Raw genomic sequence first — 26135 nt, forward strand, 5'->3', positions numbered from 1 at the left:
GCGAGATATAGCAAGCCGCGTCTCCCTCCGCCATTGCGGCGGAAGGCCCCCACAGACCGACTTATTGGTTAATTGGCGCGGAAGGCGCGGCTGGGGTCATCTCCGGAAAGATCGGCCAAAATCGTCTCACCGGCGATCGCGGTCTGCCCTTCGGAGACCAGCGCCTTGGTCCCCACAGGCAGATAGACATCGAGCCGGGAGCCGAAGCGGATCAGGCCGAAGCGCTCGCCGGCGCCGATCGCCTGGCCCTCCCTGACGAAGCAGACGATGCGCTTGGCGACGAGCCCTGCGATCTGCACCACGCCGATCCGCGCCGTCGCTGTCGAGATGACCAGCGAGTTGCGCTCATTGTCCTCGCTGGCCTTGTCGAGCTCGGCATTGATGAACAGGCCGGGACGGTAGGCGATGCGGTCCACCCTGCCCGCTACGGGAGCGCGGTTCACGTGGCAGTTGAACACGCTCATGAACACCGAGATGCGCGGCAGCGGCCGGTCGCCGAGCCCGAGCTCGGCCGGCGGCAGCGCCATGGTGATCATCGAGACCCGGCCGTCGGCCGGCGACACCACAAGCCCCTCCCGCACCGGCGTCACGCGCACGGGGTCGCGGAAGAACAGCCCGCACCACACGGTCAGGATCGTGCCGATCCACCCCAAAGGCGACCACAGCCAGAACAGGACGAGGCTTGCCAGCGCAAAGCCGCCGATGAAGGGATAGCCCTCCTTGTGGATCGGCGGGATCTGACGCTGGATCGAATCGAGAATGGACATCGTTATCTGCCGCTGAAGGGGTGATGGCGCAGGTCGCCCCGCGTGGTGGAGTTGTTTAGGCCAGAGTTGGGACCGGAGACAAGGTCACACCGCTGCCGCAGGCGTCACCAGGACGTCGTCGACCGGCGGCGGCTCCCGGTTGGGGGCCTCGCTGGTATCGGCCATCTTGGCCAGTTTCTCGCGTGCCGCCTCGGCCTCACGCTGCCTGTTCCACATGCTGGCATAGAGGCCGCCATGCGCGAGCAGCTGGGCATGGGTCCCCCGCTCGGCAATGCGGCCCTGATCCAGCACGATGATCTCGTCGGCCCCGACGATGGTCGAAAGCCGGTGTGCGATCACCAGCGAGGTGCGGTTCTTCGCCACCCGATCGAGCGCGCCCTGGATCTCGTGCTCGGTATGGGTGTCGAGCGCCGAGGTCGCCTCGTCCAGCACCAGGATCGGCGGCGCCTTCAAGACGGTACGCGCGATGGCGACGCGCTGCTTCTCGCCACCGGACAGTTTGAGCCCACGCTCGCCGACCTGGGTCTCGTAGCCCATCGGCGCCATACGGATGAAATGGTCGATCTGCGCCAGCTGCGCCGCCTCTTCGACTTCAGCGTCGTCGGCGTCCCAGCGACCGTAGCGGATGTTGTAGCGGATGGTGTCGTTGAACAGCACGGTGTCCTGAGGCACCATGCCGATCGAAGCACGAAGTGAATCCTGCGTCACCGCGCGGATGTCCTGGCCGTCGATCAGGATCTTGCCGCCGGAGACGTCGTAGAGGCGAAACAGGAGGCGCGAGATGGTCGATTTGCCGGCGCCCGACGGGCCGACGATGGCGACAGTCTTGCCGGCCGGCACCTCGAAGCTGATGCCTTTCAGGATCGGCCGCGTCGGCTCGTAGGCGAAGCGCACGTCCTCGAAACGCACCGTGCCGGCGGAAACGACCAGCGGCTTGGCATCGGGGATATCCTTGATCTCGGCCTCGCGGCCCAGCACGTTGAACATCTTCTCGATGTCGATGATCGCCTGCTTGATCTCGCGATAGACCATGCCCATGAAATTCAGCGGCTGGTAGAGCTGGATCATCATGGCGTTGACCAGCACGAAATCGCCGACCGTGTTGGTGCCGTTGCGCACCCCGATCGCGCACATCAGCATGGTCGCGGTCAGGCCCAGCGTGAAGATCACGGCCTGGCCGGTGTTGAGCACGGCAAGCGAGGTGTAGGCTTGGATGCTCGACTCCTCGTAGCGTGCCACCGAGCGGTCGTAGCGCTGCGCCTCGCGCGCCTCGGCACTGAAATACTTCACGGTCTCGTAGTTCAGCAGCGAGTCGATCGCCTTGGTGTTCGCCTCGGTGTCGGAATCGTTCATCCTGCGGCGAATGCCGATCCGCCACTCGGTCGCGACGTAGGTGTAGTACATGTAGACCGTGACCGTGATCAGGGTTGCGACCACGTAGCGCCAGTCGAACTGCCAGAGCAGCACGGCCATCAGCAGTGAGACCTCGACGATGGTCGGGATCAGCTGCAGGATCACCATGCGCACGATGACCTCGATGCCCTCGCGGCCGCGCTCGAGCACGCGCGTCAAGCCGCCGGTCTTGCGCTCGAGGTGAAAGCGCAGCGACAGCTCGTGCATGTGGATGAAGGTGATGGTGGCGAGCTTGCGCACGGCATGCATGGCGACGCGGGCAAAGATACCGTCGCGCCATTGCGTCAGCACCGCCATCAAGATGCGCATCGCGCCGTAGCTCGCGGTCAGCAGCAATGGGGAGGCGATCACCCAGAGATGCCAATTGTCGGCCTGCAACGGCGCCGTGTTGGCGCCGGTCAGTGCATCGGTTGCCCATTTGAAGCTGAACGGCACCGTCAGCGTGATCAGCTTGGCTGCGAGCAGCAGCACCATCGACCACACCACGCGCATCTTCAGGTCGAAGCGGTCACCCGGCCAGATATAGGGCCACAGATGCGCCAGCGTGCCCATCAGCGTCGCCCGCTCGAGCGGCCCGCCTGAGGGATCGGGCACGTCGGGAACGTGGGGCGAATGAGGTGGGCTCATCAAGAAACCTGGAGGCCCGCCGGGCGCGGGCGCGCTGCAATGACTGTTTTCGCTCGTCCATATAGAAGCTTCCGGAGGCGAGCGCACCCCGCCAGATGGCGAATCTTTGATTGTTTGCCGCCATTTACCGGTAGATTCCCGGGAGTATCGAATCACCGATTGGGCTTGACGCCCCTTCGCTGCAATGCATCATGGCACCAATGAGCACGATCAAAACCGTCTGTGTCTATTGCGGCTCCGGCCCCGGAACCAATCCTCGCTTCACCGAAGGCGCCAAGGCGTTCGGCAAGGCGCTCGCCGAGAACAACGTTCGGCTCGTTTATGGCGGCGGCTCGCTCGGCCTGATGGGCTCGGTCGCAACGTCCGTGCTCGATCACGGCGGCACCGTCACCGGCATCATCCCGGAATTCCTGCGGATGCGCGAGAACGCGCTGACGCGCGTGCAGGAGATGATCGTCACCCCCGACATGCACGAGCGCAAGCGCCTGATGTTCGAGCGCTCCGACGCCTTCGTGGCGCTGCCCGGCGGGGTCGGCACGCTGGAAGAGCTGGTCGAGCAATTGACCTGGAAGCAGCTCGGCCGTCACGCCAAGCCGGTGCTGCTCGCCAACATCGACAATTTCTGGGAGCCGCTGTTCTCGCTGCTGTCGCACATGCGCCAGACCGAGTTCATCCGCGCCGGTCTTTCGGTCGACATCATCAAGGCCGATCGGGTCGAGGACATTTTGCCGAAGCTGAAGGCGGCCGCAGCCCAGATCGCCGATGAGGAAAAGCAGCTCGCTCCCGAAGTCGCGCGCAAGCTCTGATCATTGGCATCGACCTGGCCGCGGGCTCCGTCGCCTCTCCCGCTTGCGGGCGAGGTCGCCGCGTAGCGGCGGGTGAGGGTTCTTTCCTCTGGGGACTATCCCGTTGCGGAGACACCCTCTCCCCAGCCCTTTCCCGCAAGCGGGAGAGGGAGCGCACTTTCTTCGCGGCAATAGCGCGACACTCTATCCCTACGGAAACGTCACCGCCTCGATCCGGTTACCGTCGGGGTCGGTGACGAAGGCCGCGTAGTAGCGCACGCGATCATGCGGACGGATGCCGGGCGCACCGTCCGAGGCGCCGCCGGCGGACAGCGCGGCGGCGTGAAACGCATCGACCTCGCTTGTCGTCTTCGCCCGCAGGCAGATATGGACGCCGCTTTCGGGCGGCACGCGCGGCATGGCTTCGCGTAGATTGATCCAGAATTCCGGATAGGCCTTACCGAAACCGACCGTGCGCGGCCGCGTGACGAGGCGCGAAAGGCCAAGGGCGGCGAGCGTTGCTTCGTAGAATGCGGTGGAGCGCTCAAGGTCGCTGACGCCGACGGAGATGTGGTCGATCATGTGCCGTGCTCCCCCCTCCCCTCGCAATGACGGCGTTTGCGGCGCCGACGTGCCTCACGCCGGTGCGCCCGACTTCACGAGCTTGTAGATCACCGAATCCATCAGCGCCTGGAACGAGGCGTCGATGATGTTCGGGGAGACGCCGACCGTGGTCCAGCTGTCGCCGTTCTCGTCTTCGCTCTCGATCAGGACGCGCGTGACCGCGCCGGTGCCGCCGTTGAGGATACGCACGCGGTAGTCGATCAGCTTCAGCCCCTCGATGTATCTCTGGTACTTGCCGAGGTCCTTGCGCATGGCGACGTCGAGCGCGTTGACGGGACCGTTGCCTTCGGCGGCCGAGATCAGATGTTCGCCGGCGACGTCGACCTTCACCACGGCCAAAGCGACGGTGACGCGTTCGCCATGTGAATTGTAGCGCTGCTCGACATTGACGTCGAACTGCTCGACCTCGAAATAATGCGGCACCTTGCCGAGCGTGCGGCGCGCCAGCAGCTCGAACGATGCGTTGGCGGACTCGTAGGCGTAGCCGGCGGCCTCGCGCTCCTTCAACTCCTCGACGAGACGCGTCAGCTTCGGATCGCTTTTTTCGTAAGGAATGCCGGCACGGTCGAGCTCGGCGATGACGTTGGAACGTCCGGCCTGGTCCGAGACCAGCACCTTGCGGTGATTGCCGACCGTCTCCGGCAGCACGTGCTCGTAGGTCTGCGGGTCCTTCAGCACCGCGGAAGCATGGATGCCGGTCTTGGTGACGAAGGCGCTCTCGCCGACATAGGCCGCATGCCGGTTCGGCACGCGGTTGAGCATGTCGTCGAGCGTGCGCGAGACCTTGACCAGGGTCGCCAGCTTCTCGGCCGTGACGCCGATCTCGAAGGCGTCCGAAAACTCCTGCTTCAGCTTCAGCGTCGGGATCAGCGAGCAGAGATTGGCGTTGCCGCAGCGCTCGCCAAGGCCGTTCAGCGTGCCCTGGATCTGCCGCGCGCCGGCCCGCACCGCTGCGAGCGAATTGGCCACCGCCTGCTCGGTGTCGTTATGGGCGTGGATGCCGACATGATCGCCCGGGATGTGTTTCGTCACTTCAGTGACGATGGTCTCGACCTCGTGCGGCATGGTGCCACCATTGGTGTCGCACAGCACCACCCAGCGCGCGCCGGCCTCGAAGGCGGCTTTCGCGCAAGCGAGCGCAAAACTCGAATCTTCCTTGTAGCCGTCGAAGAAATGCTCGCAGTCGAGCATGACCTCGCGACCGGCCGCCTTCGCGGCCGCGACGCTGTCGCGGATGGAGGCGAGGTTTTCCTCCTTCGTCGTCTCCAGCGCGACGCGCACCTGATAGGCAGATGCCTTCGCCACGAAGCAGATCGCGTCGGCCTTTGCTTCCAAAAGCCCGGCCACACCGGGATCGTTCGAGACCGAGCGCCCGGCCCGCCGGGTCATGCCGAACGCCGTGAAGCGGGCATGGGCGAGCTTGGGCTTGCTGCCAAAGAACTCGGTGTCGGTTGGATTGGCGCCGGGATAGCCGCCTTCGACATAGTCGATGCCGAGGTCATCGAGCATCGCGGCGATGATCTGCTTGTCGGTCAGCGTGAAATCGACGCCGTTGGTCTGCGCGCCGTCGCGCAGCGTGGTGTCGAACAGATAAAGGCGCTCCTTACTCATTGCGGTGCTCCGAGCGTCTTCTTCATGGTGGTGTTGGCAAGCCACTCGTCGTTGATGGTGATGCTGTTACGCTGCATGGCGACGTAGCCGCGCTTGGCGAAAAAGCCCTCCGCAGTGTCGCTGGCATCGACCGAGAGGCTTTGCGCGCCGCGGCCGCCGGCAAGCTTTTCCAAAGCGTCGACCAGCAGGGTTGCGACGCCCTGCCCGCTGACGGCCGGATGCACGTAGAGCATGCGAATATGGTCGGTGCCGCGCAGCGAAGCAAAACCGACCGGCGAGCCCTCGAGCGTCGCGATCAGCGTCAGGTCGGACGCGAGGTGCTTGCCGAACTCTTCGCTGTCCGCCGTCTCCATCCAGGCCTGCTGCTGCGCCTCGCTATAGTCCTCGCCAGTCAGCTCCTCGATGCTGGCGGCGAAGATCGCGGCGAGCACCGGCACGTCATCAGGCAGGAACGGCCGAAGTGCGGGCTTTGGCAAAGTCTGTCCCATCGTCCTCACCACATCCCATAGAGCTTGAGCACCAGCGCCACGGCACCCGCGAGCAGCAGGATCTTCAGCGCGATGTAATAGAGCCAGTGCCGCGGAAAAGGCGTGTCGGGCCGCTTCATCGCGAAAACTCCCAGGTGGTGCCGTCCTTGGAGTCCTTGATCGCGACGCCCATTGCAGCGAGCAGATCACGAATGCGGTCGGATTCCTTGAAGTCCTTGCGCGCACGTGCGGCTGTTCGCTCTTCAATCAACTGGGTGATCTTGGCCGCGTCGTGGGTCGCAAGATTCGCCTTCGAAACTCGAGTGGCAACGTTGGAGCCGTTGAACAGCCCAAGAAGCTGAAGGCCATCTCCCAAAGCCGTCGCGTCACGCCCCGGGGTAAGGACTGCAGCAGTTCGCAACCCGTGCAGCTCGGCAATGGCTTTGGGTGTGTTCAAGTCATCGCAGAGCGCTGCGAGGAGTTCCGGATGTTTTTGCCGGCGCTCGGAGTTCCATGAACCGTCGCTTGGTAGCAATTCATGCCATTCAAGGAGAGTTTTTTCGCTTTCTTTAAGTGCCTTCATGGTCCAGTCGATCGGCGAGCGGTAGTGCGTCTTGAGCATGTTCAGGCGCAGCACCTCACCCGGCCAATCCTTGAGCAGCTCGTGAATGGTGATGAAGTTGCCGAGGCTCTTCGACATCTTCTCGCCTTCGACCTGCAGGAAGCCGTTGTGCATCCAGGTGTTCGCCATGCGCTCCCGGTGGAAGGCGCAGCAGGTCTGCGCGACCTCGTTCTCGTGATGCGGAAACACGAGATCGATGCCACCACCATGGATGTCGAAATGCTCGCCGAGATGCTTCCAGGCCATGGCCGAGCACTCGATGTGCCAGCCCGGGCGTCCCTCGGCTTTGATGCCGGCCGGCGACGGCCAGGATGGCTCGCCGGGCTTGGACGGCTTCCACAGCACGAAGTCGGTATTGTCCTTCTTGTAGGGCGCAACATCGACGCGGGCGCCGGCGATCATCTCATCGAGCGAGCGATTGGACAGCGCACCGTAGCGGGGCAGCGAGGAATTCGCCGCGTTCATCGCCTGCGGCGAGAACAGCACATGGTCCTCGGCGGCATAGGCAAAGCCGCCCTTGACCAGCCGTTCGATGATCTCGCGCATCTCGACGATATGCTCGGTCGCACGCGGCTCGACGCTCGGCCGAAGCGCGCCGAGCGCGTCGACATCGGCGTGAAACTGCTTGCCGGTCTGCTCGGTGACCTTGCGAATGGCCTCGTTCAGCGGCAGGCCCGGGAAGTCGCGTGCGGCGCGGTCGTTGATCTTGTCGTCGACGTCGGTGATGTTGCGGACATATTTGACGTGCGCCTCGCCATAGAGATGGCGCAGCAACCGGAACAGCACGTCGAACACGATCACCGGCCGCGCATTGCCGATATGGGCGAAGTCGTAGACGGTCGGTCCGCAGACATACATGCGGACGTTCTCCGCATCGAGCGGCACGAAGGTGCGTTTTTCCTTCGTCAGCGTGTCGTAGAGGCGCAATTCCATATGGATACCCGTCGGCTGTTGGCCGGGCGTCCGAGGCTCTCAATTGTTTTTGAGAAAAGACGGCTCCAGCCAGCGAATCGCTAGCTCGTAATCTCGCGGCAAATGATGCAAATGACGAGGAGACCGTTCATGCGGCCACATATGGGCTATGAGGCGGCCCCGCGTCAAGGGAGCCGCGAAAATGCCGTTTTATGTCCGCAAAGCGCGCGCGCTCGTCCTGATGGTTCGTGATCCTTAACTATTTAAGCCCATTCTGGAACCAGATTGTTCCCTTTTTTGCCTCCCGGTATTTTCATGCGATCCTTGCTCGCGCTCATTTTCAGCGCCTCGATCCTCACGGCATCCGGCGCCTGCGCCGAGACCCGCGTCTTCATCATCGCCAACCAGGCTGACGGCTACGGCATCGACCAGTGCCTGGCCAGGGGTGACAAATGCGGCGCCTCCGTCGCGCGCACCTATTGCCAGTCACGAGATTTTGCCCAGGCATCAAGCTATCGCCGGGTAGACCCCGACGAAATTACCGGCTCTGTCCCCAAATCCGGCGCAAACTGCTCCCATGGCCATTGCGACGAATATGTCGCAATCACTTGCCAGCGCTGAATTCGCTCGGAGCTGGCGCAGCTTAGGCCGGTCCTTTGGCCCCGGAAACGACGTGACGATGCCGCAGGAAGCGGCTATTGGAGGGCGCGCTTCGGCCCTCCCAAGTCACGTGGAAAGTCACATTGGGCCGTGACCTCGCTAGAATGGCGGATATGCCCGAATCTTTGTCCCTCTCCCGTGCTCTCTTTCTTCGTGCCTGCACCGTGCTCTTGAGCACGGCCGTGCTCGTCACCGGCGCTTTCGCGCAGGCCGGCCCGCCCGGCCCGCCGCCTCAGCCCGGTCAGAACGGACTCGGGCCCAATCCGATGTGCGTGCGGCTGGAAGGCCAGCTTGCGGCGCTGGACCGCGGCGGCGGTGGTGACCCCGCGCGCGAAGACCAGATCCGCCGTTACCAGGATTCCCAGGCCAAGCAGCAGGCCGAGCTCGACCGCGTCACCATGCAGGCCAAGCGCATGGGCTGCGATTCCTCCGGCTTCTTCTCGCTGTTCAACGGCCAGTCGGCCCAATGCGGCCCGGTCAACACCCAGATCCAACAGATGCGCGCCAATCTGGACCAGATCACCGGCAATCTCGAGCGCCTGCGCGGCGGCGGCGGCTTCAGCCCGGAACGCGACAGTCAGCGCCGCTCGGTGCTGGTTGCGCTGGCGCAGAACAATTGCGGCCCGCAATACGCCAACGCCGCGCAGTCGCAGGGCGGCGGCAACTTCCTCAGCAATCTGTTCGGCGGCAACAACGCGGGCAATCCGCAGGGCGTGCCGCCGTCCGATCTTGGACCGCAATCCGGCACCTACCGCACCGTGTGCGTGCGCACCTGCGACGGCGCCTATTTCCCGGTCTCGTTTGCGACGGTGCCGGCGCGCTTCCCCGACGACGAGAAGACCTGCAAGGCGCTGTGCCCAGCCGCGGAAGCCGTGCTCTACACCCATCGCAATCCCGGCGAAGACATGAACGCCGCGGTCTCGATCAGCGGCCAGCCCTACACGGCGCTGCCGACCGCTTTCAAATTCCGCAGCGAGTTCAACCCCTCCTGCTCCTGCAAGGCCGCAGGCCAGACCTGGGCGGACGCGCTGAAATCCGCCGACGACAAGGCGACCGCCGAGCAGCAGGGCGACATCATCGTCACCGAGGAGAGCGCCAAGAAGATGCAGCAGCAGCGGCTCAACAAGGGCACGCCTGCGAATGCCAAGAAGGGCGCAGCTCCCGCGCCGACGACCGCCACCGCACCGGCCGCGACGCCGCCGGCGGATACGGGCACGGCTGCGAGCTCCGAGAACAAGCCGATCCGCTCGGTCGGCCCGACCTTCCTGCCGCAGCAGCAGAAATAGTTGCGGCGGCAGGCCGCCGCCTCACCCTCACCCCTCGAACGCGTCGATCGACGCCTTGCTGCCGCGCGACACCAGCGTCTCGTCCCCGGCAGGCAGCCCTTCGCCCCTGTCGCGAAAGCGGTTGGTGATGGGATAGCGGCGATCGCGGCCGAAATTCCTCGGCGTCACCTTCACGCCGGGCGCGGCCTGGCGGCGCTTGTATTCGGCGACGTTGAGCAGATGGTCGATGCGGGTGACCGTTTCGCGATCGAAACCGGCCGCGATGATCTGATCGAGCGGCTCTTCCCGCTCGATCAGCCCCTTCAGGATGCCATCGAGCACGTCGTAAGGCGGCAGCGAGTCCTGATCGGTCTGGTTCTCGCGCAGCTCGGCAGTCGGCGGCCGCGTGATGATGTCGGGCGGGATCACCTCGCCCGCCGGCCCGAGCGCGCCATCGGGCTTCCAGCCGTTGCGGAGGCTTGCCAGCCGAAACACCTGCGTCTTGTAGATGTCCTTGATCGGGTTGAAGCCGCCGTTCATGTCGCCATAGAGCGTGGCGTAGCCGACCGACATTTCCGACTTGTTGCCTGTCGTCACCACCATCAACCCGGTCTTGTTGGAGATCGCCATCAGGAGCGTGCCGCGGCTGCGGGCCTGGAGGTTCTCCTCGGTGACGTCAGGTGGCAAATTCTTGAAGAGGCCCGAGAGGATGGTCTCAAAGCCGGTCACGGCCTCAGCAATCGGCAGCACCTCATAGCGGATGCCGAGATGGCCGGCGAGCTCGCCCGCATCGGCGATCGAGTGTGCCGCGGTGTAGCGATACGGCAGCATCACGCCATGCACCTGATCGGCGCCGAGCGCATCGACCGCGATCGCCGCGCAGAGAGCCGAGTCGATGCCGCCGGAAATGCCGAGCAGCACGCCGGGAAAACCGTTCTTGGTGACGTAGTCGCGCAGGCCCAGCACGCAGGCGGCGTAGTCGGCCTTGTCGCCCTCGGGTTGCTCGGCGATCGGACCCGCGCAGCGCCAGTCGTCGCCATTTCTCGCAAAACGCAGCGTGACGATGCTCTCCTCGAACGCCGGCAATTGCGCGCCGAGCGAAAGATCGCCGTTGAGCGCGAAGGACGCGCCGTCGAACACCAGTTCGTCCTGGCCGCACACCTGGTTGAGATAGACCAGCGGCAGCGCGCTTTCGGTGACGCGCGCCACGGCGACGGACAGGCGCACGTCGCTCTTGTCGCGGGCGTAAGGCGAGCCGTTCGGCACCAGGATGATCTCGGCGCCGGTCTCGGCCAGCGTCTCGACCACGTTCTCGTAGTCCTCGGACTCCTCCAGCCAGATGTCCTCGCAGATGGGGACGCCGATGCGCACGCCGCGCACGGTCACGGGGCCCGCCGCCGGGCCGCGCGCAAACAGCCGCTTCTCGTCGAACACGCCGTAGTTTGGCAGATTGCATTTGAAACGCAACGCGGCGATGCGCCCGCCGTCGAGCAGCGCGCAGGCATTGTAGAGCTTGCCGTCCTCGACCCAGGGCGTGCCGATCAGCATGGCCGGCCCGCCATCGGCGGTCTCGCGCGCCAGCGCCTCGATCGCGGCGCGACAGGCCGCCTGGAAAGCCGGCTTCTGCACGAGATCCTCCGGCGGATAGCCGGCGATGAACAATTCCGGAAACAGCACGAGATCGGCGCCGTCGGCGACGGCCCGCGCGCGCGCATTGCGCGCCTTCGCGGCGTTACCCTCGATGTCGCCCAGGGTCGGATTGAGCTGGGCGAGCGTGACCGCGAATGCTTTGAGACGTTCGGTCATGGCCGCCGCGCTCCGATCAGATGAATCCCAGTCGCTCGATGATGGCGATGATCCAGAACGCGCCGGCCATCAGCAGCGCGACGCCGACGGCGGCCGAGCCCATGTCCTTGACCCGCCCGATCTGCTTGTCGTGATCCATCGTCAGCCGGTCGGCGAGCTTTTCGATCGCGGTGTTGAGCAGCTCGACCGTCAGCACGAACGCAACCGAACAGACCAGCTCGACCGCGCGCATCGCGGTCGCACCGACCAACCAGGCCAGCGGCAGCGACGCGAGAAGCGCAAAAATCTCCTCGCGGACGGCCTGCTCCGATCGGAACGCAAAGGCCAGACCGTTGCGGGAATTGATCGTGGCCTTCCAGATCCGCAGCAAGATCCTAGAGCCCCGCTGCGGCCGGCATCGGCGTGGACTTGCCCGCGCGTTCCTGCTTGAGGAGCTCCGCAATCAGGAAAGCCATGTCGATGGATTGCTCGGCATTGAGGCGGGGATCGCAGACCGTGTGATAGCGGTCGTTGAGATCCTCGTCCGTGATCGCGCGGGCGCCGCCGATACACTCGGTGACGTCCTGCCCGGTCATCTCCAGATGCACGCCGCCGGCATGGGTGCCTTCGGCGGCATGGATCGTGAAGAAAGACTTCACCTCCGACAGGACCCGGTCGAACGGGCGCGTCTTGTAGCCCGAGGTCGAGGTGATGGTGTTGCCGTGCATGGGGTCGCACGACCAGACCACGACCTTGCCCTCGCGCTTCACGGCGCGGATCATGTTCGGCAGATGCTCGCCGACCTTGTCCGAGCCGAAGCGGCCGATCAGCGTCAACCGGCCCGGCTCGTTGTCGGGGTTGAGCACGTCGATCAGCTTCAAAAGCTCGTCGGGCTTGAGCGACGGGCCGCATTTCAGCCCGATCGGGTTCTTGATGCCGCGGAAATATTCGATATGGCCGTGATCGAGCTGGCGGGTGCGGTCGCCGATCCAGATCATGTGACCCGAGGTCGCGTACCAGTCCCCGGTGGTGGAATCGACCCGGGTCAAGGCCTGCTCATAGCCGAGCAACAGCGCCTCGTGGCTGGTGTAGAAATCGGTGGCGCGCAGCTCGGGATGGGCCTCGAGATCGAGGCCGCAGGCGCGCATGAAGTTGAGCGCGTCCGAGATACGGTCGGCCAGCTCCTTGTAGCGGCGGGACTGCGGCGAATCCTTGAGGAAGCCGAGCATCCACTGATGCACGCTGCCGAGATTGGCGTAGCCGCCGGTGGCGAAGGCGCGCAGCAGGTTCAGCGTCGCGGCCGACTGGCGATAGGCCATCAGCTGGCGCTGCGGATCCGGCACGCGCGCTTCCCTGGTGAAGGCGATGTCGTTGACGATGTCGCCGCGGTAGCTCGGCAGCTCGACGCCATTGATCTTCTCGGTCGGCGACGACCGCGGCTTGGCAAACTGGCCGGCAACGCGCCCGACCTTCACCACCGGCACCGCGCCGGCGTAGGTCAGGACCACCGCCATCTGCAGCAGCACGCGGAAGAAATCGCGGATGTTGTTGGCACCGTGCTCGGCAAAGCTCTCGGCGCAGTCGCCGCCCTGGAGCAGGAAGGCCTCGCCGGCCGCAACGCGCCCCAGCGCCTTCTTCAGGTTGCGCGCCTCGCCCGCGAACACCAGCGGCGGAAAAGTCGCAAGCTGCGCCTCGACGTCGGCCAGGGCCTTGGCGTCGGGATAGTCGGGCACCTGTAGCACCGGCTTGCTGCGCCAGGACTCGGGCGTCCACCGCTCGGACATCGCAATCTCTCCGTGAAGCAAAAAGCACAACCTGATCTAGGGGTTGCGAGGGCCGCCTTATACACAGGCTGGCCCCGCCCCGCCAGTTGTAAATCCATTTGGCATTGCAAACCCTTGCGGGGAAAGCCGAATTCGCATTTGCTGGGAACGGCGAGGCAACTGGCAGGATACCTTGCGCCCATGGACGCGGCACTGGACGACGTTTTCATCGACGAGATCAACTTCCCGGCGACCGACGGGTATGCCCTGACCGGCACCCTGTTCCTGCCGCGCGGCACCAAACGCCATGCCGTCCTGATCAACTCGGCGACCGCCGTTCCGCGCAAGATCTACCGGGGCTTTGCTTCCTACCTCGCCCATCGCGGCTGCGCGGTGCTCACTTATGACTATCGCGGCATCGGCGACTCCCGGCTGCCGGCGATGGTCGGCTACAACCAGCCGAAATCGCTGGTCGGCTTCAAGGCCTCGATGTCGGATTGGGCCGCGCTCGACGTCACCGCTGCGGTCAGCTGGATGCGGGAGCGGTACAACACCCTGCCGCTTGCCTATGTCGGTCATTCCTTCGGCGGCCAGGCGCTCGGGCTGATCGCCAACAACAGCGAAATCTCGCGCGCCGCCTTCGTGGCCTCGCAGGCCGCGACCTGGCGGCTGATGACCTCGCCGGAGAAATACCGCGTCTTCGCCTTCATGAACCTCATCGGCGTGCCGCTCGCCCACACGCTCGGCTATGCCCCCGGCTGGGCCGGCGTCGGCGAGGATTTGCCCAAGGGCGTCTTCCTGCAATGGGCCGAGTGGGTCTCGAGCCCGCGCTATCTCTTCGATTCCAAGCTGCCGGCGCTGGCGAATTTTGCGAAGTTCAAGGGCGAGCTGCGGGCGCTGTGCTTCGCCGACGATCCCTGGGCGACGCGGCCCGCGGTCGAGCTGCTCGCGAGCGGGTTCACCGCGATCAAGCCGGAGGTGCTCGACGTCAAGCCGTCCGACGTCGGCGCCAAGGGAATAGGCCATTTCGGCTTCTTCCGCCCCGAGCATCGCGACACGCTGTGGCGCGGCGTCGCGGAATGGGTTCAGGGGGAGTGAGACACACCTTCGCGTCCTCGCGGCGCATCTCGTCCGGGCTTCCGGAATGCCTTCGCGGAGACAGTCTGGATTGCTTGTGCAAAGGCTTCTTGCAATGAGGGCGCGTGTGGCGATCTGCGTCTCTCTCGTGTCCCGGACGCGCTGCAGCGTTCTTACGCTGCTGCGCAGAGCCGGGACCCAGGAAGCCACGGCACTCGTTGATGCATGGGCCCCGGCTCTGCAGCGCATCGTCGAAGGGACGCTGCGCCGCGTCCGGGGCACGAGACCTTTGTTCAATGACACACATGATTGATCATCCTCGCGGCGCATTTCGCCCGAGCTTTGCCTGATCGCTTCACCCTCACTTGAAAGAGGGCGCAGGGAAGACCGGGCGCCGGCTGGCACCCGCGGTCCACTGTGCGAATTCTGCGTAACAAGAAGCTGCACAGCGGCATACAGGTGTAGCCAGGACATCCCGGCCTTCCCTGCGCAGTGGGTTTACGGCTTATGTCGTGATCTCCCCGGGGAGCGTTGCACTATTGCCCCCGTCGCCTTGCGGATGGCTGATGCGTGGGCCCGGTTGGACCGCCACATCACCGCAAGACTTGGCGCACAGACCCCGGGCGCCAGGACCACACGATTTCGCCGTACGCCGATCACACCGGTCGTGTGCGCCAGGTGTTTCGCTCACGGTTGCCCGCCCTGCGAAATCCTTGGCGCCGATGTGACCCACGTCCACCGCCACCCGGCCCGCGTTCGTGACGATCGCGATACGCCCCTCTTCGTTGGGCCGGGATGCCGCGATGAATACGCCATTCCCGAATTTCGGTAAAGCTGAATATTTTTGGTGATCAGGATTGCCCCAGCGCTCGCGTGTTTCGCCCGCCGGCAACACAAGGTCTTGTAGATGTCGTGCCCGGCCGCGGCTCGGGCGATTCCGTAGAAGCGCTGAAGCCGTGCGATTCCCGACGCACAGCCGCGCCTTCACCGACGAGGAAGCCGCCAAGCTGAAGGCTTCGGGACCGCCGGCGTGCGCCTTGAACCAGGGCGTGGACTCATAATGTTGGGTCGCTATCGTAAAGCGGAAGTCAGGCACCTTGAGCATGATCTGCCGCTTGTGGCCCATTGCGAAGGTCAGGAGTCGTGTTGCCTTCGAGCTACCTTAAGTTGACTCGCCCTTCCGTTACTGTAGAGGTGCTGGAAGCAGTACCGATGGGGGGGCATCTAAATGCGTAGCCATTTTCTTTTCGTTGGTTTCTCTTTGCTGCTGTCAGGATGCCTGAGTGCTCGCGATCTGCCGGGAGTTCGAATGAAGGTCGGAGCTGCTGAGGCCGCTCAGCACTTGGTCACGCCTGAATTCATCAGGGGATGCGCAGATAAGGTAGCCAAGGCATATCCTTCCGCAACCGTTGTAAGTTCGTTCGCCCTCTCGCCCGAAGCCGCCGCAAGGTTCAACGATTTGGAGGAGTTGCTTCCGAAAGACAACATCGTTGCCTTGGTCGCTCAAACTACGCATAAGGACGTGTTCGGACACGAACACAAAAGCTACGCGGGATGTTCATATCGGCTTCAAGACGGTCGCTTGGTATTCCACGAGCTGCACGGCGCAGGCTCCTTCGTGAAGATAATTGCCGTACGCTGATTCTCGCACGCGGCGCCTCGCCCGATTTCCGTCTTTGGCCCCAGAGCCGACCTTCCGCGACACCCGCCGATTTGTCCGCTTGTGACCCGTAGCGGTCGTGAGGCTGTCAGGTTCACAAGCCGGCTAGATGACCCCACGCTGGTGCGGCAGCTAGACCAGAGGGGCAACGTCCGAGCAGGTTCAATTCATTTTTCCTTTTCGGCACGCTTTCTTAGGTGAGGACTGTCGTGCAAGACCACGTTCAGCAGGGAATTATGGACCTCCAGTGATCCGTTGTATTTGATGAACCCAAGCTTGCGGAACTTGTTCATGAACATGCTGACGCGCGACCTGGTGGTCCCGACCATCTCCGCGAGTGTCTCTTGGCTTATCTTCGCTATGACCGGCTCTGGCTTACTCTCCTTGCCGAAGTTCGCCATCAAGAGGAGCACCCTCGCCAGACGCTTCTCACTGGAATTAAAAAGTTGGTCGACCAAGTCCTCCTCGACTCGGGCGTTCCTAGACAACAGGTGAGCCATGAACATCTCAGAGAACTTCGGCTCGTCATGAAGCACACGCACGATAGCTGCCTTTTCGAGCCGCATGATGACGCACTCCGTCACCGTCACGACCGTCGCCACCCGCAGCGGATGCCCATTTAGGCAGCTCTCACCGAAGAAGTCCCCATTTCCGTGGAGCGCGACGACCGCCTCCTTGCCCTGCTCGGAGACGACGCAGACCTTGACCTTGCCCTCCTGAATGTAGAAGACCGCATCACCGGGGTCTCCCTGAGAGAAGACCTTCCGATTCTTCCGATAGTTTGAAACGGTCCTCCCCGAGGCCACGGTGTGGAGGAACTCCTGGACGTCGAAGGGCTGCTTCTTCGTTGCCTTGGCCACGCTTCCCGCCTTTAATTATCAACTGGCTTACATTCTAGGGTAAACCGAACGTCAGGAAAACCCGGCCGGATGTCGGTGGCAGTGTAGTGGCACGTTTCGCCGGCGGCCAAGTGAGCACTAAAGCTCAGACTTCGGCTCCAAATGTGCGCAGTCTCGTTCGTTATGGAGATGCCGAACCAAAAGGCGTCCCAGTAACAGAGGAGCTGAATTATGGGAGTCATCCTTCCGTTCGTATCAGCCGGCGCATTCGAGCCCAACGATATTGAGGCGATGTCCCTGGCCTGTGAGGAAGTCTGCCATTACCTTCATATCAACGGCGACGCGCGGGCTCGCGAGACCATCGCCGCGAGAGTCATCGAGCTAGCCCAGCGCGGCGAACGTCGCCCCACTATCTTGCGCGACCGGGTGCTTGCGGGAATGAACGCCGGCCCGGACGATGGCTGATGGGGTTTGGCGTCGTCTCAGGGACGCCCCCTAATGATGATTTCAAGCCTGTCCACTTCTGGGCGTTTGTGTTGAAGAAGTCGGCCTGTAGATCGAGGCGCGCCGCTCGAACGTCGCGAATGACCCAAGGAGGACATTCGACCAAGCTGGGAGTGCTGCAGCACGTAGGATCAATAGCGACGAGCGTCCTCGACGCGTGATCACTGGGGTTGCGAGCAATTGCCCTAATTTGAATCTGGCGGCGACTAACTCACTAACGACACGTTAATAGTTTCTTTTGGCATGTGAGCAATACTGACCAGCGCCGAGCCCAGTGGCAGTTCCACAGTGGGTTCCATCACCGCCCACCACGGCAACTACCGGTGACTGAGAGTCCTGTAACGCTCCCGCCTGATCAAGGCGTGCAACGTGTTCCGCCATCCCCGAACGCTATGTCCTATGTGTCGAGCAGAAGCGGTGCTGGCTCGGATTACGCCCGGCCCCTTTGGCTTCGATATCCGGACGTTTGAGTGCCCCGCGTGCAAGGACGTCCACCAGCTTGTGGCCGATCTGGTTGATCCGATGAAATCCCCACGGACAACCGGCTGGCTTCACGGTCAACTGCACGCGCCGACGTAGCGGCTGCACCTTATGGGGCCGGGTTTTCGTATGACGGCCTTGAATACACGGGCACGGTGCCAATCTCACGTCCGTCATCGCTGATTATTGCGATGCGACGCTCAGGATCATCTTCGGGCTTATCAAGTGAAACGCCAATGGCCAGCACCGTCGCCCTGATGATTGCAGCGATATCGTCGTCGCAAACAAACCCCGATGAATCAAAAAGCCTGTGGCCGTCCTCGACATCAAAAAAGTACCGGGGCATTGGCAACCTCTAGTGCGCCAAGTGCTTCCAGACACCATTGTTCCGAATAGCTGCCGACCAGGGGCCTCAAGCAGACCATGGGAATCTGCGAGGCCGCCCTGGATGAGGTGCGGCAGGCCATTGAAGAATACGCTGCTGACCTCAGGGAGATCATCAGGAAGCTCCGGCAGAGGCTGCTGCATTGAGGCCGCCTCAGTTGGCAGCCTCTTTCACTTGACGGCGAACCGCATGTCGCCTTCTGGCCCATCAGCGACCTCGGAAGCCATCCGCTCCTCGGCCGATGCCGGCGGTAAACCGGACGTCAGGCGGATAGCCGATCAATGAGCAGCGGCCCTACCGGATAATCGTCGTCAGCGACGAGTAGCGCCTGTTCGGCCTGGCCTCGCCCGGCGCGAACTGCGCGAACGCATCGCTGACGCGGGCCGCCGGCGTGGTGCCGTCTGCGAAGCGGAATTCCTTCGGCCGCGGCGCATAGAAGCTGGCGCGGTAATAGGCGTCGTCGAAGCGGGCGTCGCCGACCCCGAACAATGCGTCGCAGGCGAACAAGAGCGCGTAGACTCCCGCGAGCGCAGCGACGACCTCCTTGAGAACTGACATGTTGATGCCCCACCCTTTTGCCGGGGAGCATGCACGCCGGTTCCAAAGCCCTGGTTTAAGACCGCGCGGTTCTTGTCCGCAGGGTTTGCCGCGGCTGAGCGGATTGCAGACAATTTTATCGATCTCGAAAAGAGAGCCCGCCTGATCGGATCAGGCGGGCTCCAGGATTGGCCGCTCGGGAGGTCCCAGACGGCCGGGTTCATCAGTGGTTGGCGGTCCCCTTGCGATGGCCATTCTCGCTGAGGCGGTCGACCCAGGCGATGCCGACCGCCGAGATGATGAAGGTCAGATGGATCAGCACCTGCCACATCACGCCGGTCTCGGTGAAATTGCTGCGCGTGGTACCGAGATTGCCGGCCTCGATGAAGGTCCTGAGCAACGAGATCGAGGAGATGCCGATGATCGCCATCGCGAGCTTGATCTTGAGCACGCTGGCATTGACGTGACTGAGCCATTCCGGCTCGTCGGGATGGCCGGTCAGGTTCAGCCGGGACACGAAGGTCTCGTAGCCGCCGACGATCACCATGATCAGAAGGTTCGAGATCATGACGACGTCGATCAGCCCGAGCACGACCAGCATGATCTGCTGCTCGCTGGCGTCGAACGAGTGCACGACCAGATGCCAGAGCTCCTTCAGGAACAGCAGCACATAGACGGCCTGCGCGACGATCAGGCCGACATAGAGCGGCACTTGCAGCCAGCGCGAGCCGAAGATGAGCTGCGCGAACGGGCCTAGGCGCGGCGGCACGGCCTGCGCCGAAGGTGCTTGGGGTTCGGACGTCATGAATTACTCCGGATTGCGGAAGGATTATCGCCTCAGAGACTCGCGATGACCGGCGCGAGCTCGAGCGAGCCCCGATAGATCATCTCGAAGGCGACGTAAATGATGATGGCGAGGCCGATATAGGCGATCCAGCGCTGCTTCTGAAGCACGCGGCCGAGCAGATCCGCGGCGACGCCCATCATCGCGACCGACAGCAACAGGCCGAAGGCGAGGATATAGGGATGCTCGCGCGCGGCGCCCGCGACCGCGAGCACGTTGTCGAGCGACATCGAGACGTCGGCGGCGACGATCTGCACTGCGGCCTGACCGAAGGTCTTTCGCTGCACGGCCGCACCATCCGCGCCGCCGCCATGGCCAAACGCCAGCTGCCGCGCATGCGCCTGCTCGCGCAGTTCGCGCCACATCTTCCAGCAAACCCAGAGCAGCAGCACGCCGCCGGCAAGCAACAGGCCGATGACCTGCAGCAACTGGGTCGCGACGCCGGCGAAGACGATGCGCAATGCCGTGGCGGCGGCGATACCGACGATGATGGCGCGGCGGCGCTGCTCGGCCGGCAGTCCCGCTGCGGCGAGACCGATGACGACGGCATTGTCGCCGGCGAGAACGAGGTCGATCAGGACGACTTGAAGGAGGGCCGTAAGCGCTTCGGGTGTGATGAATTCAGTCATGTGTGATCATCTTTTGGGGCGGCCGGATCGAGCCAATGCGGCTTGCGGCGCTCGATCCAGTCGAAGACCTTCGAACGCGACGAACGCAGCGCAGGCACGTCCTCGGCGAGCAGCGCGAGGCCGAGCGGCAGCATCCAGATGCCGAGCACCGGCAGGATGGAGAGCACACCGCCGACTACCAGCAATGTGCCCGAGGGGATTCGCACCCAGCGGCTGGACGGTTTGAGCAGATAGGCGAAGGTATCGCCCATGCGCGGCGGCAAACGGTGGACGAGCTTGTCGAGACGCGGGTCTCCGCCGGCCATCTGACCGGCGCCCTCGGTTTTCGCCGTGCGCTCGTCCGAAACTGTGCTCATGCTTACTCCTTCAAGGCAGCCTGCCGTTCGGCGCCCGCGGCACTCGGCACGACCGGTTTCGCGCGCGGCAGCACCAGCGTCAGCAAGCGCAACAATTTGATCGCCTGCACTTCATGGGGATGGACGTCCTCATCCGCCGCAGCCACGCGCTCCGACAGCTCCATCAGATGGGACGAGAGCGGCAGGTTCGAAACCGGCCGCAGCGTGTCGATCACGACATTGGCAAAATCCGGCTCCTCGAGCCGTTCGGCCAGTTCGTCGAACATCGCATAGAGCCGTTCCTCCGAAATGTGCGGCGCCAGCTTGCGATCCCTGATGAAACGGACCACCTCGTCGCGCTCGACCGGCGAAACGCGCCGGTCGGCAACCGCAACCAGCGCACCCACGATCACCAGCGCGACCGCGGCCTGCTCGTTCAGGCTGGACGGTTCCGTGATCTCGATCTCGATCGTATTTGAGGATTTGGCGTCAGACATCGTTGCTCCCTTAACTTGCGAAATGACCGCACGGAGCTGCGATGGGGACGAATGGTCGGAGAGAACGAACGAGGCCCGACAATCGGCCGATCCATCGCATTCGCGCGGGACAGGTCATCCGACATCACGAGGTTTGCCGACATCGTCGGCGTCCTCGCCAGAGGGGCCCGGATTCTTGTTCGTGTCAGAGATAAAGGTGGGCCTGTCGGAATCAAGGCGGCACGGCTGCGACCAGCCGCCGCATCGGTTCCGTGGTCTGGCATTGTGTTCCGGACGCGCTGCACACCGCTAAGTCGGCGCTGCGCTGCGTCCGAGGCAAGAGGCCACCATTTCGTCGCGCACCTGCATCAACGCGTCTCAGCCCACCGGCTCGACCAGATGCGCACGGGATGGCGCGGGATCGAACCGGTCGCCGAAATATTGCGTCTCGTGCGTCACCAGTCCGTCGTGGAATTCCATGATGCTCACGACATAAGACGGCACCCCGTCATAGCTCAGCACGAATTCACTGACCCAAAGATCGCCGCCGCCAACGATCCGCCGAACCGTGAAGCGCTTCTGGTTCGGCTGCACGAACCTGCTCTCCTGAATGTTCCTGCGACCGCGGATGCGCTCGCCTGACTGCGGATAGTCCAGCACTGCGTCCTCGCGATAGATATCGTGCTCGACCTCGAAATCATTGGCGTCTGAGGCGTCCCAATGTCGCTGAAGCGCGGCCAATACAGCCTGATCGTTCATCGCGATCTCCAATTTCGACTTGCCGCATCGTAACACTGAAGTCGGCTCTGGTCGTGATCGCTGCTTGGCGCCGGGAACCACGAGGCCGGCACGTCGGTTAGTGCAGCTCACGACCCATCCGCCGCCTCACAGGAACTCCCATGTGCCGCTGGATCGCCTACCGGGGCGAGACGACGTCTTTCGAGCCCTATGTCACCGAGCCCGAACATTCGCTGGTCGCGCAAAGCATCCGCTCGCTGCAATCCACGGCGGGCTCGAACGGTGACGGCTTTGGTCTCGGCTGGTACGGCGAGCATCCGGAGCCCGGCCTTTATCGCGAGACGCGCCCGGCCTGGTCGGACGAAAACCTGCGCTACCTCTGCCGGCATCTGCGCTCGCATTTGTTCTTCGCCCATGTGCGCGCCGCCACCGGCACGGCGGTGACGCGGCAGAATTGCCATCCCTTTGCCTGCGGCCACTGGATGTTCATGCACAACGGATTCGTCGGGAGCTGGAATCGGCTGCGGCGCAAGGTCGAGGCGCTGATCCCCGATGCTCATTATCCGTCGCGGCTGGGCACGACCGACTCGGAAGCCGTGTTCCTGGCGATGATGGGTGCCGGCCTCGACAGCGACCCGCTTGGAGCAACGCGGCGCGTGCTGCAAGCCCTCGTCGGCCTCGTCAATGAAGGCCAGCTGCGCGAACGGCTGCGCTTCACCAGTGCGATCGCCAACGGCCGGGATCTCTATGCGTTTCGAGTTGCGGTCAACGATGCCGCGAACACGCTCTACTACCGGGAGGACGGCGGCCAGGTCATCGTCGTGTCCGAGCCTTTCGACAAGGAATCGGACTGGACCGAAGTGCCGCCAAACCACGCGCTGATCGCGCGCGGGTCCGAAAACGTGAAGATTGTTCCGTTCGACGCGACAATTTGCAGTAGCGCCGACAGGGAACCCGCCCCTACCAGAAGGATTAGTGCCCGCAGGTGATCTTTGCCGGGTGGGATATGACATTTGCTTCAGACGTTTTGAAACTGCTTCGCCTCGATTCCTCGGGTGACAAGCAGAATCTCGTGATTCGCTCCGCTGGCGGCGGCGGCAAGGCGGCTGAATATTCCTTTGGCATCGAGGAGGAATACTTCCTGGCCGATCGGCGCAGCTTCGAGGTCGCGATCCAGACTCCGAACGAGCTGTTCGAATCGGCGAACTAGTCGACCGGCGGCCAGGCGATGCGCGAGATGCTGCAATCCCAGCTCGAGGTCGCCACCAACGTCCACGTGGACGTCAACGACGCCCGCGAAGAGCTTCGCTTCCTGCGGCGCGAAGTCGCCAACGTCGCCGCGCAATATGGTTTCGTGATCATGGCCTGCGGCACCCACCCGACCGCGGTCTGGCGCATGTCGCAGCCGAGCCCGAAACCCCGCTATGAGGAGATGATCGAGGATCTGCGCAGCATTGGCCATCGCAACATGATGTGCGGCATGCATGTGCACGTCCAGCTGCCCGATCCCGAGAAGCGCATGGCGGTGATGCGGGCGATGCTGCCGCATCTGCCGCTGTTCATCGCGCTGTCCGCGTCCTCCCCGTTCTGGAATTCGCACAAGACCGGACTGAAGGGCTACCGGCTCGCCGCCTATTCCGAGCTGCCGCGCACCGGCCTGCCCGAACTGTTCGAGAGCAGGCAGGATTACGACGATTATGTCGGCGCGTTGCAGCGCTCCGGCGTCATTCCCGACGAGAGCCACATCTGGTGGGCGATGCGGCCCTCGATGCGGCATCCGACCCTCGAGCTTCGGGCGCCCGATACCTGCACCTTCGTCGACGACGCCGTCGCGATCGCCTCGCTCTATCGCTGCCTGACGCGCCACCTCTATCTGCGCCCGGAGCTGTCCAAAGGGGTCACGGCGGTCGAACGCGCGATTGCGGTGGAGAATAAATGGCGTGCCCAGCGCTACGGCACCGATTGCATCTTCGCCTCCAGAGACGGACCGGTCACGATCTCGGAGATGCTCTCCCGGATCATCGACGGCACCGCCGAGGACGCCGACGCACTGGGCTGCGCCGCCGAGATCGAGCATTGCCGCGCCATTGTGGACCGCGGCAGCTCGGCCGAATTCCAGCTTCGCGCCTATCGCGAAAACGGCGACGACATCGCAGCCGTGTCACGATGGATCGCGACATCGACGATCTCGGGGACGAGCGCGCCCATCGGGCGCAGTGCTCCAGCGCCGTCATAGCGCCCGCGCAAGCTTCGCGGACGAGAACGTCATCTCTGAATTTGATACGCTGCAGGGGAATGCATGACTGACATCGCCTGGTGCGCCGGTTGCGGCCACAGCCTGGTCCCGATCCTGTCCGAGAACGGCCGCGCGCGGCCGAGCTGCCTCTGGTGCGAGGGCGTCGATGCGCGGACCATGGAGATGGCAAAGTGGGCAGACAGCCCGGCCGGCAAGCCGGATCGGGCCGCGCCTCACGCTCTTGATTGAGCCGCCCTCTGCGTCAAGCCCGCGCCACCACGCGCGGCCGGAACACGGAATCGACGGTCGGGGAAAGAGCTGCGACCGGCTTTCGCGTCGGCCGGCGCCGCGGGATGAAGAAATTGTTCACGAGGATCGGCTCGTGATCACCGAGCGCGGTCCTCTCCTTCACGAGCAGGCTCATGACCGAGCGCATCTTGATGACTTCCTGCGCCACAAAGCTGCAGTCCTCATTGCGATTGATCTGCTCATGCATGATAGCTTCAGCTTCGCGCATGCTGACGCGGAGCGCTCTGATGGTTCTGCGAATTTCGTTGATACGGTTGTCCATGGCTGCCTCCATCTCGGTGGCAGCATAAGAACAAAACATGAACAATCTGTCAATCACCGCCTGCCCGGTCGCGACGTTTTCGCTAAATCCCGAAGGCACCAACGGACCGATCCGGCACCGCCGCCGCTGCACGCGCACTCGCGCCTGCCGACAAATTAGACAGCGCCCTCGCTACGCCGAAAGCGCGCGTCCCTGGTAGGCGTCCGACCCATCAGAACAAGCCGTCGATCTAACCTCCCGTGCAACCATCGGATTTTTTTCCCGAACGGGCACGCGTATCGCGGCGCGAGGCCCGCTTGCCGCTTCGCAAACCAACTGGCCCAAAATTCGCAATGACATTGCAAGCGAAGCAACGGCGCAGAGCGGAGAACGTCATGAACGTGCATGCTGCGGGCGATCTCAGGACGACCGGCCTCACCCATCCGAATGGCGCGCCGCTCCGCCTCAACACCCAGGACTTCGTCGCAATCGATCGCGACCGGAATGCGAAGTTCGAGGCGACCTATCGCCCCCAAGCGCTCTACAATCGCGCCAACGAAGGCTTTCACGCCAACAACGAGACGTTCCTGCTGCACGAAGTCGCGACCAATCTGCCGATCTACCGTCCCGACACCGGTCCTACCGACTTCCATCTGCATCTTCCGCCCGGCGGCTTTCAGCTCGTGCTGGTCACCTCGGGTGCTTTCACCTTCGACTATGACGGGCGCTTCTATCATGTCGGCCCCGGCGCGGTGATGCTGCAAAGCGCGATCGTGCATCGCCAGCTGTTCTACACCTGGTCGGGCTTGCCAACCGAAGAGAATTTGAAGACGCCGCAGACGGTGGTGCCGGACCCGGTCTCGATGGGCTATTCGGGCAAATTCCTCGAAGCCTTCATCACCGATCCCACCAGCTTTCCGAATCCCACCATCGTCGGTCCCGATCAGATCAACGAAGCCGAAACGCCGCGCGTGGCCTGGAGCCATCCGCTGCACGATCGCCCGGCCCATGCCGGCTTCTGGCTTCAGGATCCGCTGGCGCTGGATGCACTGTTCAAGCCGCTCAGCGACGGCTCGATCAAATCGGCGCGGCCGGTTTACGTACGCGATCTCGGCATCGAGGCACCGAGCGGCCAGCTCGTCACCGGCCACATCATCGCAACCGATCCGCGCGGCCGGTCGCTTCTGCCGAAGAGTCCGTCGGCATCCGCGGACGCCGCCTCGTTCGCCAAGGGCGAGGTCGCGATCTATCGCGTCGTTCGCGGCACGGCCGAATTCAGCAACAAGGCAGGTGAGGCCTTCGAACTCGCCGCCGGCGACGTCGTGACCGCAGGCAAGAGCTCGATCAGCCTCATTGCGGTCGGCGAGAACACGCAGGTGCTCCGGCTCGGCCTACTCAAGGGCATCGACAACCTTCGCAGCTGGACACCGACGCAGCGCGACGAGATCGACGGTCTGGCCGGCCAGATCATCACGCGGAAGGACATCCGTCCCCTGCGGACCGAAGGCAAGTCGGTCGGGTATTTGTACGACTGAGCGTAGAAG

General features: G+C 63.6%; 27 protein-coding genes and 1 pseudogene. 10 read left to right on the top strand and 18 right to left on the bottom strand.

Annotated features, from left to right (window positions below; genetic code table 11):
- Positions 1–68: 68 nt before the first annotated feature.
- A complete protein-coding gene (locus tag AABA86_RS13510) occupies positions 69–773 on the bottom strand; it encodes a phosphatidylserine decarboxylase (RefSeq protein WP_338307197.1) in 705 nt (234 codons plus the stop codon).
- A 78-nt stretch (positions 774–851) separates the two neighbouring features.
- Complete coding sequence (locus AABA86_RS13515) at positions 852–2807, bottom strand: ABCB family ABC transporter ATP-binding protein/permease (RefSeq protein ID WP_338307152.1); 1956 nt, start codon at positions 2805–2807, stop codon at positions 852–854.
- A 200-nt stretch (positions 2808–3007) separates the two neighbouring features.
- Here AABA86_RS13515 and AABA86_RS13520 point away from each other — a divergent pair, with 200 nt between their 5' ends.
- Positions 3008–3613, top strand: a complete 606-nt coding sequence (locus AABA86_RS13520) for an LOG family protein (protein ID WP_212246692.1) — start codon at positions 3008–3010, stop codon at positions 3611–3613.
- A 189-nt stretch (positions 3614–3802) separates the two neighbouring features.
- On the opposite strand, the gene AABA86_RS13525 is transcribed toward AABA86_RS13520, so the two are convergent.
- The 4 genes from AABA86_RS13525 to cysS all read right to left on the bottom strand — a co-directional run bounded on the left by AABA86_RS13525 (position 3803) and on the right by cysS (position 7849).
- Complete coding sequence (locus tag AABA86_RS13525) at positions 3803–4174, bottom strand: VOC family protein (protein ID WP_338307153.1); 372 nt, start codon at positions 4172–4174, stop codon at positions 3803–3805.
- A 54-nt stretch (positions 4175–4228) separates the two neighbouring features.
- On the bottom strand, positions 4229–5827 hold the full coding sequence (gene cimA, locus AABA86_RS13530; protein WP_338307154.1) for a citramalate synthase: 1599 nt from the start codon (positions 5825–5827) through the stop codon (positions 4229–4231).
- On the bottom strand, positions 5824–6315 hold the full coding sequence (locus AABA86_RS13535; RefSeq protein ID WP_338307155.1) for a GNAT family N-acetyltransferase: 492 nt from the start codon (positions 6313–6315) through the stop codon (positions 5824–5826). The genes cimA and AABA86_RS13535 overlap by 4 nt, the downstream gene beginning before the upstream one ends.
- A 115-nt stretch (positions 6316–6430) precedes the next feature.
- On the bottom strand, positions 6431–7849 hold the full coding sequence (gene cysS, locus AABA86_RS13540) for a cysteine--tRNA ligase (protein WP_338307156.1): 1419 nt from the start codon (positions 7847–7849) through the stop codon (positions 6431–6433).
- A gap of 294 nt (positions 7850–8143) precedes the next feature.
- Here cysS and AABA86_RS13545 point away from each other — a divergent pair, with 294 nt between their 5' ends.
- The gene (locus tag AABA86_RS13545; RefSeq protein ID WP_212246699.1) at positions 8144–8449 is read left to right on the top strand and encodes a hypothetical protein; all 306 of its coding nucleotides are present in this window, start codon (positions 8144–8146) and stop codon (positions 8447–8449) included.
- Positions 8450–8592: 143 nt separating this feature from the next.
- A complete protein-coding gene (locus AABA86_RS13550) occupies positions 8593–9774 on the top strand; it encodes a DUF2865 domain-containing protein (protein WP_338307157.1) in 1182 nt (393 codons plus the stop codon).
- A gap of 27 nt (positions 9775–9801) precedes the next feature.
- Here the strand turns inward: AABA86_RS13550 and AABA86_RS13555 are convergent, their stop codons facing one another.
- The 3 genes from AABA86_RS13555 to AABA86_RS13565 are packed head-to-tail and all read right to left on the bottom strand — an operon-like array spanning position 9802 to position 13322.
- Positions 9802–11559: an NAD+ synthase gene (locus AABA86_RS13555; RefSeq protein WP_338307158.1), complete on the bottom strand. Its 1758-nt coding sequence runs from the start codon at positions 11557–11559 to the stop codon at positions 9802–9804.
- Between the two features lie 16 nt (positions 11560–11575).
- Positions 11576–11929 (bottom strand): diacylglycerol kinase, encoded by a 354-nt coding sequence (locus tag AABA86_RS13560; RefSeq protein WP_212246704.1) that lies wholly within the window; start codon positions 11927–11929, stop codon positions 11576–11578.
- A 4-nt stretch (positions 11930–11933) separates the two neighbouring features.
- Positions 11934–13322 carry a class II 3-deoxy-7-phosphoheptulonate synthase gene (locus AABA86_RS13565; RefSeq protein ID WP_338307159.1) on the bottom strand — a complete coding sequence of 463 codons (1389 nt, stop codon included), beginning with the start codon at positions 13320–13322 and terminating at the stop codon, positions 11934–11936.
- 180 nt (positions 13323–13502) lie between these two features.
- Between AABA86_RS13565 and AABA86_RS13570 the strand changes: the two genes are divergently transcribed.
- Both AABA86_RS13570 and AABA86_RS13575 read left to right on the top strand, forming a co-directional pair.
- Entirely contained in the window at positions 13503–14399 is an 897-nt protein-coding gene (locus AABA86_RS13570) for an alpha/beta hydrolase family protein (protein ID WP_338307160.1), read from the top strand.
- Between the two features lie 1207 nt (positions 14400–15606).
- Complete coding sequence (locus tag AABA86_RS13575) at positions 15607–16020, top strand: hypothetical protein (RefSeq protein WP_338307161.1); 414 nt, start codon at positions 15607–15609, stop codon at positions 16018–16020.
- Between the two features lie 185 nt (positions 16021–16205).
- Here AABA86_RS13575 and AABA86_RS13580 read toward each other — a convergent pair whose 3' ends face one another.
- Positions 16206–16898, bottom strand: a complete 693-nt coding sequence (locus AABA86_RS13580; protein WP_038944727.1) for a Crp/Fnr family transcriptional regulator — start codon at positions 16896–16898, stop codon at positions 16206–16208.
- A gap of 210 nt (positions 16899–17108) precedes the next feature.
- Here AABA86_RS13580 and AABA86_RS13585 point away from each other — a divergent pair, with 210 nt between their 5' ends.
- Positions 17109–17342, top strand: a complete 234-nt coding sequence (locus AABA86_RS13585) for a hypothetical protein (protein ID WP_338307162.1) — start codon at positions 17109–17111, stop codon at positions 17340–17342.
- Positions 17343–17970: 628 nt separating this feature from the next.
- Here AABA86_RS13585 and AABA86_RS13590 read toward each other — a convergent pair.
- From AABA86_RS13590 to AABA86_RS13620, 7 genes are all read right to left on the bottom strand, one after another.
- Positions 17971–18207: a DUF6894 family protein gene (locus AABA86_RS13590; RefSeq protein WP_060910328.1), complete on the bottom strand. Its 237-nt coding sequence runs from the start codon at positions 18205–18207 to the stop codon at positions 17971–17973.
- Positions 18208–18540: 333 nt separating this feature from the next.
- A complete protein-coding gene (locus AABA86_RS13595; RefSeq protein ID WP_338307163.1) occupies positions 18541–18804 on the bottom strand; it encodes a hypothetical protein in 264 nt (87 codons plus the stop codon).
- A gap of 202 nt (positions 18805–19006) precedes the next feature.
- Complete coding sequence (locus AABA86_RS13600; protein WP_338307164.1) at positions 19007–19588, bottom strand: TIGR00645 family protein; 582 nt, start codon at positions 19586–19588, stop codon at positions 19007–19009.
- A gap of 32 nt (positions 19589–19620) precedes the next feature.
- Positions 19621–20256, bottom strand: a complete 636-nt coding sequence (locus tag AABA86_RS13605; protein WP_212246716.1) for a TerC family protein — start codon at positions 20254–20256, stop codon at positions 19621–19623.
- On the bottom strand, positions 20253–20612 hold the full coding sequence (locus AABA86_RS13610; RefSeq protein ID WP_338307165.1) for a hypothetical protein: 360 nt from the start codon (positions 20610–20612) through the stop codon (positions 20253–20255). The genes AABA86_RS13605 and AABA86_RS13610 overlap by 4 nt, the downstream gene beginning before the upstream one ends.
- A gap of 2 nt (positions 20613–20614) precedes the next feature.
- Positions 20615–21088 carry a TerB family tellurite resistance protein gene (locus AABA86_RS13615; protein WP_212246724.1) on the bottom strand — a complete coding sequence of 158 codons (474 nt, stop codon included), beginning with the start codon at positions 21086–21088 and terminating at the stop codon, positions 20615–20617.
- 357 nt (positions 21089–21445) lie between these two features.
- Positions 21446–21826: a nuclear transport factor 2 family protein gene (locus tag AABA86_RS13620; RefSeq protein ID WP_338307166.1), complete on the bottom strand. Its 381-nt coding sequence runs from the start codon at positions 21824–21826 to the stop codon at positions 21446–21448.
- 140 nt (positions 21827–21966) lie between these two features.
- Between AABA86_RS13620 and AABA86_RS13625 the strand changes: the two genes are divergently transcribed.
- The 3 genes and pseudogenes from AABA86_RS13625 (at position 21967) to AABA86_RS13635 (ending at position 24290) form a co-directional block, all read left to right on the top strand.
- The gene (locus AABA86_RS13625) at positions 21967–22794 is read left to right on the top strand and encodes a class II glutamine amidotransferase (RefSeq protein ID WP_212246728.1); all 828 of its coding nucleotides are present in this window, start codon (positions 21967–21969) and stop codon (positions 22792–22794) included.
- 17 nt (positions 22795–22811) lie between these two features.
- Positions 22812–24041 (top strand): annotated as a pseudogene (locus tag AABA86_RS13630) (carboxylate-amine ligase).
- A 63-nt stretch (positions 24042–24104) separates the two neighbouring features.
- Positions 24105–24290: a hypothetical protein gene (locus tag AABA86_RS13635; protein WP_338307167.1), complete on the top strand. Its 186-nt coding sequence runs from the start codon at positions 24105–24107 to the stop codon at positions 24288–24290.
- A 13-nt stretch (positions 24291–24303) separates the two neighbouring features.
- On the opposite strand, the gene AABA86_RS13640 is transcribed toward AABA86_RS13635, so the two are convergent.
- Positions 24304–24750, bottom strand: coding sequence for a hypothetical protein (locus AABA86_RS13640; RefSeq protein ID WP_246550094.1), 447 nt, complete (start codon positions 24748–24750; stop codon positions 24304–24306).
- Between the two features lie 236 nt (positions 24751–24986).
- On the opposite strand from AABA86_RS13640, the gene AABA86_RS13645 reads away from it, so the two are divergent.
- Positions 24987–26126, top strand: a complete 1140-nt coding sequence (locus tag AABA86_RS13645; RefSeq protein ID WP_338307168.1) for a hypothetical protein — start codon at positions 24987–24989, stop codon at positions 26124–26126.
- Positions 26127–26135: the final 9 nt, after the last annotated feature.

Source organism: Bradyrhizobium sp. TM233, from assembly GCF_036247965.1.
Classification (GTDB): domain Bacteria; phylum Pseudomonadota; class Alphaproteobacteria; order Rhizobiales; family Xanthobacteraceae; genus Bradyrhizobium; species Bradyrhizobium ottawaense.

Excerpts from the sequence above, each read along its gene's own strand:
- AABA86_RS13515 (WP_338307152.1), bottom strand. The coding sequence starts at position 2,807 with ATGAGCCCACCTCATTCGCCCCACGTTCCCGACGTGCCCGATCCCTCA.
- AABA86_RS13520 (WP_212246692.1), top strand. The coding sequence starts at position 3,008 with ATGAGCACGATCAAAACCGTCTGTGTCTATTGCGGCTCCGGCCCCGGA.
- AABA86_RS13525 (WP_338307153.1), bottom strand. The coding sequence starts at position 4,174 with ATGATCGACCACATCTCCGTCGGCGTCAGCGACCTTGAGCGCTCCACC.
- cimA (WP_338307154.1), bottom strand. The coding sequence starts at position 5,827 with ATGAGTAAGGAGCGCCTTTATCTGTTCGACACCACGCTGCGCGACGGC.
- AABA86_RS13535 (WP_338307155.1), bottom strand. The coding sequence starts at position 6,315 with ATGGGACAGACTTTGCCAAAGCCCGCACTTCGGCCGTTCCTGCCTGAT.
- cysS (WP_338307156.1), bottom strand. The coding sequence starts at position 7,849 with ATGGAATTGCGCCTCTACGACACGCTGACGAAGGAAAAACGCACCTTC.
- AABA86_RS13545 (WP_212246699.1), top strand. The coding sequence starts at position 8,144 with ATGCGATCCTTGCTCGCGCTCATTTTCAGCGCCTCGATCCTCACGGCA.
- AABA86_RS13550 (WP_338307157.1), top strand. The coding sequence starts at position 8,593 with ATGGCGGATATGCCCGAATCTTTGTCCCTCTCCCGTGCTCTCTTTCTT.
- AABA86_RS13555 (WP_338307158.1), bottom strand. The coding sequence starts at position 11,559 with ATGACCGAACGTCTCAAAGCATTCGCGGTCACGCTCGCCCAGCTCAAT.
- AABA86_RS13565 (WP_338307159.1), bottom strand. The coding sequence starts at position 13,322 with ATGTCCGAGCGGTGGACGCCCGAGTCCTGGCGCAGCAAGCCGGTGCTA.
- AABA86_RS13570 (WP_338307160.1), top strand. The coding sequence starts at position 13,503 with ATGGACGCGGCACTGGACGACGTTTTCATCGACGAGATCAACTTCCCG.
- AABA86_RS13575 (WP_338307161.1), top strand. The coding sequence starts at position 15,607 with ATGCGTAGCCATTTTCTTTTCGTTGGTTTCTCTTTGCTGCTGTCAGGA.
- AABA86_RS13585 (WP_338307162.1), top strand. The coding sequence starts at position 17,109 with ATGGGAGTCATCCTTCCGTTCGTATCAGCCGGCGCATTCGAGCCCAAC.
- AABA86_RS13590 (WP_060910328.1), bottom strand. The coding sequence starts at position 18,207 with ATGCCCCGGTACTTTTTTGATGTCGAGGACGGCCACAGGCTTTTTGAT.
- AABA86_RS13595 (WP_338307163.1), bottom strand. The coding sequence starts at position 18,804 with ATGTCAGTTCTCAAGGAGGTCGTCGCTGCGCTCGCGGGAGTCTACGCG.
- AABA86_RS13600 (WP_338307164.1), bottom strand. The coding sequence starts at position 19,588 with ATGACGTCCGAACCCCAAGCACCTTCGGCGCAGGCCGTGCCGCCGCGC.
- AABA86_RS13605 (WP_212246716.1), bottom strand. The coding sequence starts at position 20,256 with ATGACTGAATTCATCACACCCGAAGCGCTTACGGCCCTCCTTCAAGTC.
- AABA86_RS13610 (WP_338307165.1), bottom strand. The coding sequence starts at position 20,612 with ATGAGCACAGTTTCGGACGAGCGCACGGCGAAAACCGAGGGCGCCGGT.
- AABA86_RS13615 (WP_212246724.1), bottom strand. The coding sequence starts at position 21,088 with ATGTCTGACGCCAAATCCTCAAATACGATCGAGATCGAGATCACGGAA.
- AABA86_RS13620 (WP_338307166.1), bottom strand. The coding sequence starts at position 21,826 with ATGAACGATCAGGCTGTATTGGCCGCGCTTCAGCGACATTGGGACGCC.
- AABA86_RS13625 (WP_212246728.1), top strand. The coding sequence starts at position 21,967 with ATGTGCCGCTGGATCGCCTACCGGGGCGAGACGACGTCTTTCGAGCCC.
- AABA86_RS13635 (WP_338307167.1), top strand. The coding sequence starts at position 24,105 with ATGACTGACATCGCCTGGTGCGCCGGTTGCGGCCACAGCCTGGTCCCG.
- AABA86_RS13645 (WP_338307168.1), top strand. The coding sequence starts at position 24,987 with ATGAACGTGCATGCTGCGGGCGATCTCAGGACGACCGGCCTCACCCAT.